We start from the raw sequence: 13,907 nt of genomic DNA, 5'->3' as shown, positions 1-13,907 counted from the left end.
ATTTTGCGTGACTTTTTGGATGAGGTCGCTGACGTTGCAGACAACGTTGGTCATCACCCAAACCTAAGCTTCGGTCGCGAACATGTCTCGGTGATCATCTATGCCCAAAACCAAGAGAGTGGTTTATCTGATACCGACTTCAACTTGGCACAAGGCATTGATGACGCCTTTAGTAAGACTCAGGAGACAGCAGAATGAGTGAACAGACTAGCGGTGAAATTCCAGCAAATGTAATGGCTGATGCAAAACCAGCCACGTCGACGGCTACAGCACCTAAAGCCCCAGCGAAAGCAGCGGCTAAGAAACCTGTAGCAAAGAAAGCCCCGGTGAAAAAGCCAGCAGCGAAAGCTGCTGCAAAAAAACCGGTCGCGAAAGAGACGCATATTGCGGACAAGATTAAGGCGTTACCAAGACGTCGAGTCTGGCCAGACTAGGTTTTATCGAGTTTCGATAGGACATGAAGGGGTATGTTGTATACATATCCCTTTTTTTTAAGCTTTTTAATAATTTGAATCCGAATACGGGCTTAGCTTTATTGCGATTGATGCAGTCTCAATAAAGGTAGGTCTTTTTTTATAAGTAGGCTTGTCTAGAATCTTTTATATGGAGATTTTAAATTTTTGGTCTATATATGTATTGATGGTTTCTATGGATAGGAGTTGTTTTATCAATTTCCAATTTAGAAGCGAAATCACTAGGATATAGAACGTTTAGCCAGACCAAAAGTTTGCGCTGGGCCATATTTGTACTTTGCTAATCGTAAAGCGACAAATAATAAATTTTGATTTGTACCTTGTTAGTGCTTCAATACTTACCGGTTAGCACTCATCAAAAAGGTGTAAAGACAGCTGTTTTAAGAGCATGACAGCGAAAATAGTCGGTGATTTGTTTAAATCTCGATATAAATTATTAGCTCTCAGGTTGAGCCAAATCCTGAAGCAGCATGACTAAGAAGCAGTTACTAAGCGTTTAAATAGCTGACGCACTAACTGATTACGAAGGTGTATAAAACGATGGCACAAGAAAATATGAATACTGAGACCACTCAGAACACAAATCCTGGTTCAGCAGCGTTCCGACCGGAATATGCTGTACGTGACGTACAAGCAGGTGTGATTACAGCCACTATGGCGATTCCACTTTCGATTGGTATCGCGTTAATGTCTGACTACCCGATTCAGGTTGGTCTAGCGACGGTTGCATTCGCTTCTTTCATTGGTTTCCTTTTCGCTTGGTTCCGTCCGGGTAACTTCATCGGTGCGCCGGGGATTGCAGCAGGTCTTGCTCCAATCTTGGCAATGGGTGTGGCGACTTTCGGTATTGAGAACATGGCGTTCATTATCTTCCTGACAGCGACTTTCCAAGCGCTCATCTGGAAGTTCAACTGGCAGAGATATCTGCTCATGGCGGTACCGGGCTACTTGGTAGAAGGCCTGCTCGCCGGTATCGGGCTTAAGATTGCCCTGAAATTCTTACCGTTCCTATGGATGCTGCCGGTTGCAGCAGCGGCGCCGGAAGAGTTTTGGTCAGATGCACGTATTCAAATAATCGTCCTATCTGTCATTGGTGCGATTATCTTCTTTACGCTGTTTAAGATGTTTAAAGATACCAAGCCTGCAATTCCGTATTTCGCGTTAATTGTATTTGGGATTATCTCAGCGATGTTTATTGACGTTAAGATGCTGAATGTTGCCGATGTCGAGTTCCAAATTGGCCTGCCAATTCCGAGTTTCGATAATCCTTGGATGTGGGTTTACGCTTTCTTCTTCGCGCTAATGTTGGCGGTGGTTGATGTAATTGAACAGGTTATGTCGAATGCGGCGATTGAGAAAATTGATCCGCTAAAACGTCCATGTAACTCGAACAACTCATTGCTGTCGATTTGGGTTTCTAACATGGGGTCATCGTTCTTCGGCGGTATGACTAACCTTGACGGCTTAGCGAAATCTTCGACCAACCGTCTAGCGGGTGCTTACACTAAGCTATCGGTATTGGTTATCGGTCTTTTGATTACTTTCTTTGTCTTCAATGTTCAGTACCTTGACCACCTACCGTATTTTGCGCTGGCCATCATCATGACCTTTGTTGGTATCAAGATGGTACTGGGTGTATTGCACACAGCTAAGCACGGTCCTTATGCGATGTTGCTGGCGACACTGTGTGGTTTATTGGTGTTCAAAGTGGGCATCTTTGAAGGCCTGATTATCACCTTAGTGATTCACGCAATCATCTACTACGTTATCTTCTCGAAAATCGAATGTCAGCCTACCGGCACCATCGTTCGTCAATATTTTGAGAAGTTTAAGGACGACGATAAAGAGATTAACTAATATCTCGGCATAAAGTCGTAACTGAAACCTATTGGCTATGCCCAATAGGTTTTGGTTAAAGCTTTAGATTTTTATTACGGCTTAATTAAGTCGTTTTGTTGTTTTCAACGGCAAAGAAATTTTGGAAACGAATTAGGATTTATGGAATCGATAGTTGTCGCCACTGGTAACCCGCATAAGGTAAAAGAGTTGATACCTCTTTTGCAGCCGATTGCGCGTAACTTTCATTTACAGACGGATTTTTTCTGCGATGAAGCGATTGAAGATGGTGATACCTATCTTGAGAATGCGCTTAAGAAAGCGCGTCATGCCAGTGCGAAAACCGGTCTGCCAGCGATTGCCGATGATTCGGGCTTATCCATTGATGCACTAAACGGCGAGCCGGGCATTTACTCGGCTCGTTATGCCGACAAGTCCGGTAACAGCAAGCCGACGGAAGCGGAAAACCGCCAGATGGTTCTTCAGGCATTGCAAGGCCTTCCATTTGAACAACGTAAAGCACACTACTACTGTGCAGTGGTGTTGGTTCGTCATCCAAAAGATCCCGCGCCGATTATCGGTATGGGGCGTTGGAACGGCGAAATCCTAATGGAAGAACGTACCGCTTACGGCGTGGGTTATGATTCGATTTTCTGGGACCGTGACCGTTTCCGAGTCGCGGCAGATATTCCATTAGAAGTAAAAAACGAAATTAGTGCCCGTGCACAGGCGACCAAGTCGGTTGTACAGCAGTGGTTACAAGATAAGGCACTACGCGGATGATTGAATTACGTACTTGGGTTTTTATCGACTCGTTACAACCGCAATTGGCTGCCTATATGGGAACCGCCTCAATGGGCTTCTTGCCGGTACCGGGTGATAGCTGTTTGTGGGTTGAGGTTGCGCCGGGTATGGCGGTACATCGCCTATCGGATATTGCGCTTAAGGCGTCTAACGTCCACCTTGGTCAACAGATTGTTGAACGTTCTTACGGTTCGATTTTCGTGCATCATCGCGTACAGAGTGATGTATTGGAATCTGGCGACCATATGCTGCGTTATATGAACACCGAACACAGCACGCGTCATCCTTGTCGTTTGATGTGGCACGAGATTATCCGTTCGATTACCCCTGACCATGCCACCCTGATTAACCGTGATAACCGTAAAGGATCGATGATTCTGCCGGGCGAAAGCATGTTGATTATGGAAACCGACCCAGCCGGTTATATTATCTACGCCGCCAATGAAGCCGAGAAAGCTGCTAACGTTAAGTTGATTGAAGCGCGTGCGGTGGGTGCTTACGGACGTTTGATTATGTCCGGTAAGGAAGCGGATATGGAAGAGGCGGCGCGTGCTGCCACGGCTGCGCTACAGCGTATGAATGGGCCTAACGGTCCAGGCTGTACCGATACCATGTAAGCCTCTGGTCAAGAGCGTATAGGGACTGCTATGAGTCGATTACCGGATGGCAACACCAACAGTCACTTTCTTCTTAGACACGCTTCGTTACGTCAAATCCAGATTTTTGAAGCGGTCTCACGTCATTTAAGTTTTACCCGTGCCGCGCAAGAACTGTTTCTGACTCAGCCGACGGTTTCTGCGCAAGTGAAAAGTTTTGCCGAAGCGATTGATATGCCGCTGTACGAGCAGGTCGGTCGAAGCATCTATTTGACCGAAGTCGGTGAGAAAGTTGCCAGTAGTTGTCGCGAAATCATTGACCGTCTTTCCAATCTGGAAATTATGCTCGACGATTACAAAGGCCTTAAGCGTGGTCGTCTAAGGGTAGCGGTGGTGACGACGGCGAAATACTTTACGCCGAAGGCGCTCGGCGAGTTTTGTAAGAAACACACCGATATCGAACTGAGTTTGAAAGTCACCAACCGCGAAAACCTTTTTAAGCGTATTGAACAGAATTTGGATGACCTCTATATCATCGGGCAGGTGCCAACCAATAGCCAGGATTTAGAAGTGGTACCTTATCTGCCAAATGAATTGGTCATCATTGCGCATCCAGAACATGAATTGGTTGGACAAAAGGTCAGTTTGAAACGCTTGGCGCAAGAGCCGTTTATTATGCGTGAAGAAGGTTCTGGGATTCGTTCCGCTGTGGAGTCGCTGTTTGCCGCGCAAGGGCTGAAAATCAATGAACGTCTGATGATGGAAACCAACGAAGCGATTAAGCACTGCGTTATCGGAGACTTGGGCGTGGCTTGCGTTTCAAGACATGCATTGAATCCAGTCGAGCGCTTAAATGGCCCGATTGTTGAATTGGATGTTGAAGGTTTTCCAATTCGCAAACATTGGAATATCGTTTATCCAAAAGGCAAAGAATTATCGGTACTCGCCTCGGAGTTTCTGCAATTTTTACAGGACCGCGGCGATGAATATCACCAAATCGACGACAGCACTGTCGCGAGCGATTTGGCTAAACCTAATTAACAAAAAGTGAGGCATGGCAATATGAGCAATCGTCATCAAATCAGCGGCACAGTCGGCATTGAGTGGGATATCAATCCTCGTGTAAGCGTCGGCAGCGTGCAAGGCAATCGTGGTTTGCAAGAATCGCCGGTCACCACGCGTGATATGTATAAGCCGATTGATACCCCGACTGCAGACGAATCGTGCAGCTGTGCACCATCTTCAGAGCGTGTTGCGCAAGAATTATTCGATCGTTGGAACATGGCGCTACAGACTGGCGAGGCAAAAGCAGTCGCGCAACTGTATTGGGAAGATGCGGTGCTACTGCCGACGGTTTCCAATGTGCCGCGTGTTAACCATGCTGAGATTGAAGACTACTTCCACCACTTCTTGGAATCAAAGCCATACGGCACCATCAAGTCGCGTAACCTTAAGCAAGGTTGTAACAAACTGACCGATGCGGGTGTGTATGAATTCAAAGTCGTTAAAGGCGGCAAGTCGCAAGTGGTTCCGGCGCGTTACACCTTCGTGTACGAATTCCGTAATGGCGAGTGGAAAATCAGCCACCACCATTCATCAATGATGCCGGAAAAATAATCAGCAATCGATGCTCATAGAAAACCCGCTTCGGCGGGTTTTTTGGTTTTTAGCCTCGAGAACCTTTCTGGGGCGGTTTGTTGGTATGAATCAAGTAATTAATTTAAATCAATCTTAGGTATAAAAATTTTCGTCTTACCGATGTTTGCACTAAGCAGTTTGCACTGCTTATTCTGTTTTATAAGCAATCTATAATAATCCGTCCTCCTGTTGGATTGTGATAAAGAATTGCAGTTACAGCTATATATAGTGGTATTCACAAGAGTTTATTCGGGTTATAAGACAAGCATAAGAGTGATATTCATATCATAAGTAGGCTTATTACTGCCTTACGGCGTACCTTTACGGAGCCGGTTTTTTTACTCTTAACGATAAACCCTAATAAGTATAGGGTTTAAAAAGAATTTAAGAGTGAACAGGCTAAAAGGAGTCCAGTCATGAAAGATAATGGACCGGTAACTCAAAAAGAACACCTCTTGCCTCCTGATACGAAAATCGTCTCTTTTACCGACTTGCACGGTACTATCACGCACGCCAATGAAGCCTTTATCGATGCCAGCGGTTATGAATGGAGTGAATTGATAGGGCAAGCGCACAATATTTTGCGCCATCCTGATGTGCCTGCGGTGGTTTTTAAAGATTTCTGGGAAACGATTCAAGCTGGTAAACCGTGGTCGCAAATCGTTAAAAACCGTTGTAAAAACGGCGACCATTACTGGGTTCGAGCCAATGCCACCCCGATATTTGAAAACGGCAAAGTGGTTAGCTATATGTCGTTTCGTACTCCGGCCAGTAATACTGAAAAACAAGCTGCGACTCATGCTTACCAAGAAATTAATGCCGGTCGAATGCAGATTAAAAATGGCGTTATAGTCGGAGCCAAAGAGCGCATCAATCTGCTGGAGAAATTAAACCCGACCAGTCTCATCATCGCCAGTAGTGGGTTTTTGGCGGTGATTGCTCTGTTATTGGCGTTTGTCCCGAGTTTATTAGAAACCGTTCCGGCATACCTGTTTGCTTTATTGGCTGTTGCTGCCTATGCAATCAGCAGCTTTGTGGCGCTAAAGGTTGCTGCTAAGTTGCTGGTTATCCGCGAAACGTTAACTGCGCTTTCTGAAGGTAAGTTCGATAATCTGATTGACGATTTTGGCAGTAACAACTTGGATGATGTTTTTAGTCGCATGAAGTCGTTACAGATTCGCTTTGGCGCTGAGTTTGATCAAGCCCATGAAAATCAGGTGCGTAGCGAGCGTATTGAACATGCATTGATGTCGGCTACGTCTAACGTGATGATTGCCGATCGCTTTAGAAGCATTATTTTCATCAATGATAGTCTGCAGAAAATGCTTAAAGACGTTGAACCGGAACTGCAAAAAATCTTGCCACAATTTGATGCTGATAATTTACTGCATCAGAGCATCGACATGTTTCATCTCAATCCAGAGCTTCAGCGTAAGATTCTTGATGATTTGAGCGATGTGCATAATGCGCGAATCAAAATTGGCGAGGTCTCAATCGATCTGACCATCAGTCCGATTTTTGATGATAAGGGTCAGCGCATCGGTACTATTTCCGAATGGGTGAATATGACCGATCAATTGATTGTTGAAGGGCAGATTGAAACGATTATTAACAAAGCAGCAGAAGGTGAGTTGCTGAATCGAATTGAAGCAGCCCGCCTAAAAGATTTTGAACGCAATGTCTCGGAGTCGGTCAATTCTTTATTAGCAAATTTTTCAAATACCTTAACCAACTTGAATGTCTTGCTTGGAAAAATGGGGCAAGGCGATTTGACTGATCGAATGGATGGGGAGTTTTCCGGACAATTGAATTCCGTCAAACTCGCGATTAATAATTCGCTCAGCAACTTGGAAATTACTCTTGGTAATGTCAAAACCGGTACCGAATCCATTGGCAATATGTCCAAAGAAGTAGCTAACGCCAGTGAAGATTTATCCGAGCGCACTCAACGACATGCGGCTTCTTTACAAGAAACCGCGGCGAGCTTAGAAGAAATTACTTCGACCACACAACATACGGCAGAAAATATGAAGCAGGCTGATGTCTTAGCTAAAGACACCTCCTCAATTGCTGAACATGGGATTGCAGCGATGAAGGAGACCATTACTGCAATGTATGAGATTAACGACTTCAGCGCCAAAATCAGTGAAATTACCGGCGTCATAGATAGTATCGCTTTCCAGACTAATCTATTAGCGTTAAACGCAGCAGTAGAAGCGGCTCGTGCCGGTGAGCATGGTCGTGGATTTGCGGTTGTTGCCGGAGAGGTACGCAGTCTGGCACAAAAATCTGCTGAAGCGGCTAAAGATATTTCCACATTGATTAGCTCGACGACATCACGGATTCAGATGGGAACGGAACATGTTGAAAACACCAATCAAGTGTTCGAGGGTATGGTAGAAAAAATTAAAGAACTGGAAGGTTTAGTGTCTGAAGCATCGCAAACTTCATTTGAACAGGCCAAAGGGATTGAGCAGATTAATCTGGCAATGAGTCATCTCGATGGCGCAACTCAGCAGAATGCTGCTTTAGTAGAAGAGTTGTCAGCGACTGCCGGACACATGAGTGAACAAGCGAATGAACAGGCGCAGTTTGTGTCACGTTTTCAGTTACATAGTCAAGGTAATGGCCTAAAAACGGTATACACATCACGTTTTGCCGACTTTAAAATGGCGCACAATATTTGGGTGGTTCGGATTGACAGTTATTTGTCGGGAATTGATAAAAGTATTGATGCCGCTAATGCACGTTTAGACAATGTTTGTGAACTTGGTAAATGGATTTACAGTGAAGGCCAGCATTTGATGCATTTTCCTCAAATGAAAGAGTTGCACGAAGTTCACCAAGTATTCCATGCTACTGTTGGTTTGATTATGGACGCGATTGAGTTTAACGACCTCGATAGTGTTAATGATAATAAACGTAAGGTTGAAGAGTTGTCGCAGCAAGTTGCTGATTTATTGGATGAGCTGGATTCACAAATTGCCGAGCAATCAAATCAAGCTTCACTTAGTGTGGCAGAGCGCGCCGGCCAGCAACTGCATTAGGAGTAGCCTAGAGTCCATTTTGAATTGTCAACAGACCCTAGCATTGGGAAGTAAAACCGAGGTGTCTGATTCCTCGGTTTTTTCATTTTCCGGTCATATCCTCGAACTAAGACGAAAGTGTTTTTGCTTTAAGTTCTTTGATTTGCACGCCTCTACGAATCCACGCAGGAATATCGTTAATGTGTTCGGCATCGACATTGAAGTGATTTCGATCATCCAGGCTAATCCCGAATACCGCTAGGTGCGAATCATTAATCACTTTTTTCAGTTCATCTTGAGTGACCACTGAGGCGACTAAGCCGGCTTCCATAAATCCTTCTATTCTAGCGCCATAGCCTTCAGATTGTTTTTGACTGGTTTTTAAGTTGGCATACTGCGAAGTCAGTAACTCGGCTAAACGTGATAAATATTGTGTTTTATTCATGCGGGTACTCTGTCTTTTTCCTAGCAAGGTAAACAGAAGTGTAGCCGAAACAGGGATTTGACAAAAGTCTTATAGAGTGACGATAAACATCGTAAGAATTGCTGTTGGATAGGGAATAAAAAAAGCCCGAGTTGAATTAATATCAACTCGGGCTTTTAGAATATGGTGCGAGCGGAGAAATACGAACTAGGGTCTTTGGTTATCTGTTAAAGTTCTTTAATCCCTTTATTACAAGGGTTTGTAAGATTGTGTTGTCTTGTAAAGTCTATTGGCATCTAAGGTATTTTAGGGTATTTTATCGGGTATCGGACTTTACAGGACAATACCCAAAATGCAAAGAAAACTAACTGATGTCAAAGTTAAAAATGCAAAAGCTAAGGACAAAGCTTACAAGTTAGCTGATGGTGGTGGACTGTATTTATTTGTCACTAAAGCAGGGGCGAAATCTTGGCGATATGACGTTAAATTTAATCAGAAATGGATTACGTTAACTTTCGGTAAATATCCTGCTGTTGGGCTTTCTGATGCGAGATTACAGCATGAAGATGCTAGGTTAAAGATTGAGCTGGGGATAGATCCAAGACAGACAAAAGAAGCAGAAGCTAAGCTCAAACCATTCAGCTTTTACGCTAAAGAAACCATCAAAACTCATGATCTAAAAGACACTACCATTGAGAAGAAGCTTCTCAAGATGCAAAAGCATCTATTCCCTGCATTAGATGGCAAAGCAGTGGAAGAAGTCACCGCAGTAGATTTGTTAAACATTCTCAAGCCGATAGCTGATAAAGGCCACAGGTCATTAGCGCGAGATTTAGCAGGGTACTGCCGTCAAACCTTTAACTATCTATTGAGCCTTCAGTTAGTTCAGAATAACCCTGCTGCAACGCTTGCAGAGATCCTACCTAAGCCAAAACCATCAACGAACTTTCATCATCTAACGGATAAGCATGAGCTTGCTTTGCTGTTGAAAGGGGTAGATAACTATCATGGTGATGCAGTCGTTAAGTACGCCTTACAACTCATGCCATTACTTGCCCTCAGACCTCGAAATATGCGCTTCATGAAGTGGGAATATGTAGATCTAAAGAATGCCTTAGTAACGATTCCAAGTGCAGAAATGAAGGCGAGTAGGGAACATAGATTACCTTTGCCAGTGCAGGCAGTCGCTATCTTTAAAGAGTTGCAGAAACTAACAGGCAATAAAGAACTCGTTTTCTTAACGAGCCATAGTTCACAAAAGAAAGCTATGAGCGAGAACACATTAAACATGGCATTAACCAGAGTGGTTAATCCAGAAACTAATGAATCATTCGGTAAAGGGTTTATTACTTCGCACGGCTTCCGTCATACCGTCTCTACCTTTCTAAATGAGCTAGGTTACAATTCAGATGCAATTGAATTACAACTTGCCCATGCAAGCCAAGATCGTATTAGAGCAACTTATAACAAAGCAGAGCTATTGCCTGAACGAACTAAGATGATGCAAGAGTGGGCTGATTACTTGGATGGACTAAAGAATGGAATACACAACTAATCTATTGCATGAATATAAAACTGTAGATGATTTGATTGGTATGTCGGGTAAGCATCCCAGCGATATTTTATTGGCAGCAATTCTTAGTGGTACTCCTGTTTATTTCGTCAATAGGTCTCATAAAGTGCTGACGTATGTGCCAATGGAATACAACTCCATAAAGTTTTTTAGTTTAAAAATGTTAAAGAAAATCCTTCGAATGGGTCTTGTAACCGAAAGTATTGATAAGGGACAGCTACTTGAAATTAAAGTTACTAGATTTCTAGACTATTTGCTCAAAGGAATACTCAATGAAAGAGAATTGTTTTTTATTCGCTCTGATGGAGGATATTATTTAGAAGGTAAGATTGCTGTCTTTTCACCAAAACTTGGTTTTTGGAGTTCTAACTTTGTTCTGAATAAATTTAACGATATAACTCTAAATCATGCATATATAAAAGTAACCGATCTTCCTCAGCTTGGTGAACAATTAAACAGCCTTTCTAAATCTGAAGATACTCAAGAGGAAGGGAAGTTGAATAAGCAACAACAAAGAGAGCTGGTTTTTGTACGATGGCTACAAGGCCAAAATGAGGAGGCAGTTCCTCTTATGAAAAAAGAAGATGTATGGAGTGAGCTTCAAAAATTAGATCATGCATTGTTCAGTGTTGAACCAAAGAATTTCTTCAGAGATCAGAAAATAGTCACGTTTAAATCTGGTCGAAAACCTAATTAATGCTATTGACCATATTGGCTGAAACCCTTGTCTATAGCGAGTTTCAATGTGGTTAGAATATCATGGTTAACTTTGATCAAGTTGACCAATTTTTTCCTTTCTACCTGGTGCATAAAGTAAGCATCAAGCAACGCAATTCAGCGCTGCTCTTACTTAATAAATCAACAGAAAGGAAAATGTATGACACAGCTTCTAAAACTAAAATCCGTAATGGATATCACGGGCGTATCTCGCTCACACATCTATGCATTGGCTAAACAAGGCCTTTTCCCTAAGCCAGTCAAACTAACAGAACGCTCAAGTGCTTGGGTAGCGTCTGAAGTCCAAGAATGGATTGAATCACGCATCTCTGCTCGTGATGGGGAGGTAGCGTAATGAAAATCACAATGAATACGGCATTTCTGAAAGCACCTAAAAAACCTAAATTAACTAAACAGGAGCATCAGGTTCTAACATTTTTAGGCAATCGCCATAGTGCATCAACCAGAGAGTTGAAGGCACTTGGAATTAAAAGCCCTTCAGCGGTCATCTCAAAGTTAAAAAAACATAAAGGTTATAACATTCGAGCTTTTTACAGAAAAGGAACCATGTTTTTAGGTCATAGAATGCGTGGGCATTATCGGTATATGCTTGTTTCTAAGGCCTTAAAAGGAGGTGTTGCATGAATAACACCCCTGAAATGAACAATGAAGAACATAACAGAGGTACTACTGAATCTGGAAAATCCAGTGTACCTAAAAACGATTCTTCTTGCATGGTTATTTCAGGAGCCTCTGCCCAATCGGGTGGAGACCCTGAAATGATTCCGTTATCGCAGCTATCAGGGCTGCCTGTAGATAGATTTGACCTTGATCTATTACCTAGCAGTCTTCAGCCTTGGGCTACGGATCTTCAGCATAGATTGCAATGTCCTGCTGATTATATTGGCGTAGGTATCATGATTGGTCTAGCGACTTCGGTAGGTAACAAAGTCATGGTGCAACCAAAGGCCAATGACCATAGCTGGAAGGTGGTTCCAAATCTATGGGGATTGCTGATAGGTCAACCTAGCTCAATGAAGAGTCCTGCAATGGATTCAGCACTGAAGCACATTAACAAGATGGAAGAGGTTTTTAGAACTACTAGGCCTGTACCTCCAGTGATTGGGTATCGACCACCAAGGTTAATGGTTAGAGACACAACCATTGAAAAGCTTCAGATAATTCAAGGTAACAACCCTACAGGCATTTTATATGTTCAAGATGAGATCTCAGCATTGTTTAGAAAGTTCGAGCAACCATCCAATAATGATCGACAATACCTGCTTGAAGCCTTTAACGGTAACTCATCTTACAGTGTCGATAGGGTTAGCAGAAATAGCGTTTTCATAGAAAAAAATACTCTCTCACTGCTAGGTACGATTCAGCCTGATGTACTGCAATCTATTTTCTTATCTAATGCGAGCTCTAATGATGGGTTTATGCAGCGGTTGCAGCTTGCCGTATGGCCTGATCCAATCCAGCAAGAGTATGTCGATGAGCTACCAAATGAAGAGGCTGATCGTACTGCATGGGCTGTTTTTACAACACTCTATCAGCTAGAGGAGAGAACGCTATGCTTTTCTTCGGATGCACAAAAAGTCTTTACCGATTGGTACAAACAGAGCATTAATGAATTGAGTGCTGAAGAAAATCAGTCTAGTTTAGAGAATCATCTAACTAAGTACAGGAAGATGGTTCCTGCACTGGCTTTACTAATTGAGCTGGCAGAAGATCCTCAAGCTACCGAAATCATGGAGGATTCGATTACCAAAGCGGTGATGTGGGCAAACTACCTGATAACTCATGCAAAGCGTATTTACGGCATTCAAGACAAAGCCGCCATAAATGCAGAAAATATTGTAAATAAGAGAGAAAAGTTAAACTCAACTTTCTCACCTAGCGAGATAGCTCAGAATAACTGGAGTGGTTTGAACAGCACTGAAGAGGTCAAGCTTGGTATTGAACTACTTGTTAAGCATAACTACCTAATTAAGCTCGATAGCACAATAGGCAAGAAAGGAGGTAGGCCTAGCGAACGGTATCGCTGGAATCATCATCTGCAATAAATTCAGTGATAGCCAAAAAACCTAAAAAACCTAATTTACTCAGGCAAAGGACTATTTTAGGTTTTTTAGGTTAATTTGGCGGTATGCACTGACAATCTGAAGATGCCAAGGAAGTGGAATTTAAAAATTCAACTTCCGAGGTATCCAACAACCGAAGGGCGTTAGAAAAAAACAATAAGGACCTGTTTAATAATGTTTACAACTCCTATCCCTCAAGATTGCCAAGGTAGTGGAATTTAACAATTCTACTTCCTTGGTAATCGCTTGAAACTTAAAGAGATTATCTTTATAAAGCTAATGAATTTTTTTGCAAAACATTTTTATTTCTTTTGCAGGGTAAGGATAGCTTGCTTCCAAAAACATATTTTTTAAATTTAAAGAGTATTTATTCACAATTTGATCATTTTCATAGTCAATAAATTTAATTAAATTGTTTTCAGTTGAAAATTGATATTTTTTGAATCTATTCTGCTCAACAGAATCTCCAAATAACTCTTTTTTAATAAGATAATTGCTATGCATATTTATATTGAGTAAATATGCAGTTCTTTCATTCTGTGATTCACACATAACCTTTAGATCAGATGCATAAGTATTTACTGAAAAAGTCATTATTCCTAAGATAGTTAAAATATTTTTCATGTTTTAATTTCCTAAATAATCATCATCATTACCAACGGCGGCGCTAACTGTATAGCTTCCAGTGTCATCATCGCCTAATTGACTAGCATCCAGATAGTAGGTTTCTGAGACG

15 protein-coding genes are annotated in these 13,907 nt (G+C 42.5%); 13 read left to right on the top strand and 2 right to left on the bottom strand.

The annotated features are described in order from the left end of the window. From J3998_RS12740 to J3998_RS12705, 8 genes are all read left to right on the top strand, one after another. On the top strand, nucleotides 1–198 hold a 198-nt coding region (locus tag J3998_RS12740; RefSeq protein ID WP_208148471.1), incomplete at its 5' end, for a 4a-hydroxytetrahydrobiopterin dehydratase. Continuing rightward, the gene (locus J3998_RS12735) at nucleotides 195–434 is read left to right on the top strand and encodes a hypothetical protein (RefSeq protein ID WP_208151049.1); all 240 of its coding nucleotides are present in this window, start codon (nucleotides 195–197) and stop codon (nucleotides 432–434) included. The genes J3998_RS12740 and J3998_RS12735, both read left to right, overlap by 4 nt. A 579-nt stretch (nucleotides 435–1,013) precedes the next feature. Continuing rightward, a complete protein-coding gene (locus tag J3998_RS12730) occupies nucleotides 1,014–2,330 on the top strand; it encodes a SulP family inorganic anion transporter (protein WP_208151048.1) in 1,317 nt (438 codons plus the stop codon). A gap of 141 nt (nucleotides 2,331–2,471) precedes the next feature. Next, nucleotides 2,472–3,092 carry an RdgB/HAM1 family non-canonical purine NTP pyrophosphatase gene (gene rdgB / locus J3998_RS12725; RefSeq protein WP_208151047.1) on the top strand — a complete coding sequence of 207 codons (621 nt, stop codon included), beginning with the start codon at nucleotides 2,472–2,474 and terminating at the stop codon, nucleotides 3,090–3,092. Further along, complete coding sequence (locus J3998_RS12720; RefSeq protein ID WP_208151046.1) at nucleotides 3,089–3,730, top strand: BMC domain-containing protein; 642 nt, start codon at nucleotides 3,089–3,091, stop codon at nucleotides 3,728–3,730. Before rdgB ends, J3998_RS12720 begins: the two co-directional genes overlap by 4 nt. A 30-nt stretch (nucleotides 3,731–3,760) precedes the next feature. Beyond that, complete coding sequence (locus tag J3998_RS12715) at nucleotides 3,761–4,750, top strand: LysR family transcriptional regulator (RefSeq protein ID WP_208151045.1); 990 nt, start codon at nucleotides 3,761–3,763, stop codon at nucleotides 4,748–4,750. A 21-nt stretch (nucleotides 4,751–4,771) separates the two neighbouring features. Further along, nucleotides 4,772–5,326, top strand: coding sequence for an SgcJ/EcaC family oxidoreductase (locus tag J3998_RS12710; RefSeq protein WP_208151044.1), 555 nt, complete (start codon nucleotides 4,772–4,774; stop codon nucleotides 5,324–5,326). Nucleotides 5,327–5,763: 437 nt separating this feature from the next. Next, a complete protein-coding gene (locus J3998_RS12705) occupies nucleotides 5,764–8,394 on the top strand; it encodes a methyl-accepting chemotaxis protein (RefSeq protein WP_208151043.1) in 2,631 nt (876 codons plus the stop codon). 106 nt (nucleotides 8,395–8,500) lie between these two features. Here the strand turns inward: J3998_RS12705 and J3998_RS12700 are convergent, their stop codons facing one another. Then, nucleotides 8,501–8,818: a hypothetical protein gene (locus J3998_RS12700; RefSeq protein ID WP_208151042.1), complete on the bottom strand. Its 318-nt coding sequence runs from the start codon at nucleotides 8,816–8,818 to the stop codon at nucleotides 8,501–8,503. 331 nt (nucleotides 8,819–9,149) lie between these two features. Here J3998_RS12700 and J3998_RS12695 point away from each other — a divergent pair, with 331 nt between their 5' ends. The 5 genes from J3998_RS12695 to J3998_RS12675 all read left to right on the top strand — a co-directional run bounded on the left by J3998_RS12695 (nucleotide 9,150) and on the right by J3998_RS12675 (nucleotide 13,153). After that, nucleotides 9,150–10,352 (top strand): tyrosine-type recombinase/integrase, encoded by a 1,203-nt coding sequence (locus J3998_RS12695; protein WP_208151041.1) that lies wholly within the window; start codon nucleotides 9,150–9,152, stop codon nucleotides 10,350–10,352. Next, nucleotides 10,336–11,067, top strand: a complete 732-nt coding sequence (locus J3998_RS12690; RefSeq protein ID WP_208151040.1) for a hypothetical protein — start codon at nucleotides 10,336–10,338, stop codon at nucleotides 11,065–11,067. The genes J3998_RS12695 and J3998_RS12690 overlap by 17 nt, the downstream gene beginning before the upstream one ends. A gap of 180 nt (nucleotides 11,068–11,247) precedes the next feature. Then, entirely contained in the window at nucleotides 11,248–11,442 is a 195-nt protein-coding gene (locus J3998_RS12685) for a helix-turn-helix transcriptional regulator (RefSeq protein ID WP_208151039.1), read from the top strand. Then, a complete protein-coding gene (locus tag J3998_RS12680) occupies nucleotides 11,442–11,732 on the top strand; it encodes a helix-turn-helix domain-containing protein (RefSeq protein WP_208151038.1) in 291 nt (96 codons plus the stop codon). The genes J3998_RS12685 and J3998_RS12680 overlap by 1 nt, the downstream gene beginning before the upstream one ends. Next, nucleotides 11,729–13,153 carry a DUF3987 domain-containing protein gene (locus J3998_RS12675; protein ID WP_208151037.1) on the top strand — a complete coding sequence of 475 codons (1,425 nt, stop codon included), beginning with the start codon at nucleotides 11,729–11,731 and terminating at the stop codon, nucleotides 13,151–13,153. Before J3998_RS12680 ends, J3998_RS12675 begins: the two co-directional genes overlap by 4 nt. A 294-nt stretch (nucleotides 13,154–13,447) precedes the next feature. On the opposite strand, the gene J3998_RS12670 is transcribed toward J3998_RS12675, so the two are convergent. After that, on the bottom strand, nucleotides 13,448–13,795 hold the full coding sequence (locus J3998_RS12670) for a hypothetical protein (protein ID WP_208151036.1): 348 nt from the start codon (nucleotides 13,793–13,795) through the stop codon (nucleotides 13,448–13,450). Nucleotides 13,796–13,907: the final 112 nt, after the last annotated feature.

Source organism: Thiomicrorhabdus marina (assembly GCF_017571465.1).
Lineage (GTDB): Bacteria > Pseudomonadota > Gammaproteobacteria > Thiomicrospirales > Thiomicrospiraceae > Thiomicrorhabdus > Thiomicrorhabdus marina.
This window is presented reverse-complemented; position numbering and strand designations above follow the sequence as displayed.

Bases quoted from the DNA above. Each gene is read 5' to 3' on its own strand.
- J3998_RS12735 (WP_208151049.1), top strand. From the start codon at position 195: ATGAGTGAACAGACTAGCGGTGAAATTCCAGCAAATGTAATGGCTGAT.
- J3998_RS12730 (WP_208151048.1), top strand. From the start codon at position 1,014: ATGGCACAAGAAAATATGAATACTGAGACCACTCAGAACACAAATCCT.
- rdgB (WP_208151047.1), top strand. From the start codon at position 2,472: ATGGAATCGATAGTTGTCGCCACTGGTAACCCGCATAAGGTAAAAGAG.
- J3998_RS12720 (WP_208151046.1), top strand. From the start codon at position 3,089: ATGATTGAATTACGTACTTGGGTTTTTATCGACTCGTTACAACCGCAA.
- J3998_RS12715 (WP_208151045.1), top strand. From the start codon at position 3,761: ATGAGTCGATTACCGGATGGCAACACCAACAGTCACTTTCTTCTTAGA.
- J3998_RS12710 (WP_208151044.1), top strand. From the start codon at position 4,772: ATGAGCAATCGTCATCAAATCAGCGGCACAGTCGGCATTGAGTGGGAT.
- J3998_RS12705 (WP_208151043.1), top strand. From the start codon at position 5,764: ATGAAAGATAATGGACCGGTAACTCAAAAAGAACACCTCTTGCCTCCT.
- J3998_RS12700 (WP_208151042.1), bottom strand. From the start codon at position 8,818: ATGAATAAAACACAATATTTATCACGTTTAGCCGAGTTACTGACTTCG.
- J3998_RS12695 (WP_208151041.1), top strand. From the start codon at position 9,150: ATGCAAAGAAAACTAACTGATGTCAAAGTTAAAAATGCAAAAGCTAAG.
- J3998_RS12690 (WP_208151040.1), top strand. From the start codon at position 10,336: ATGGAATACACAACTAATCTATTGCATGAATATAAAACTGTAGATGAT.
- J3998_RS12685 (WP_208151039.1), top strand. From the start codon at position 11,248: ATGACACAGCTTCTAAAACTAAAATCCGTAATGGATATCACGGGCGTA.
- J3998_RS12680 (WP_208151038.1), top strand. From the start codon at position 11,442: ATGAAAATCACAATGAATACGGCATTTCTGAAAGCACCTAAAAAACCT.
- J3998_RS12675 (WP_208151037.1), top strand. From the start codon at position 11,729: ATGAATAACACCCCTGAAATGAACAATGAAGAACATAACAGAGGTACT.
- J3998_RS12670 (WP_208151036.1), bottom strand. From the start codon at position 13,795: ATGAAAAATATTTTAACTATCTTAGGAATAATGACTTTTTCAGTAAAT.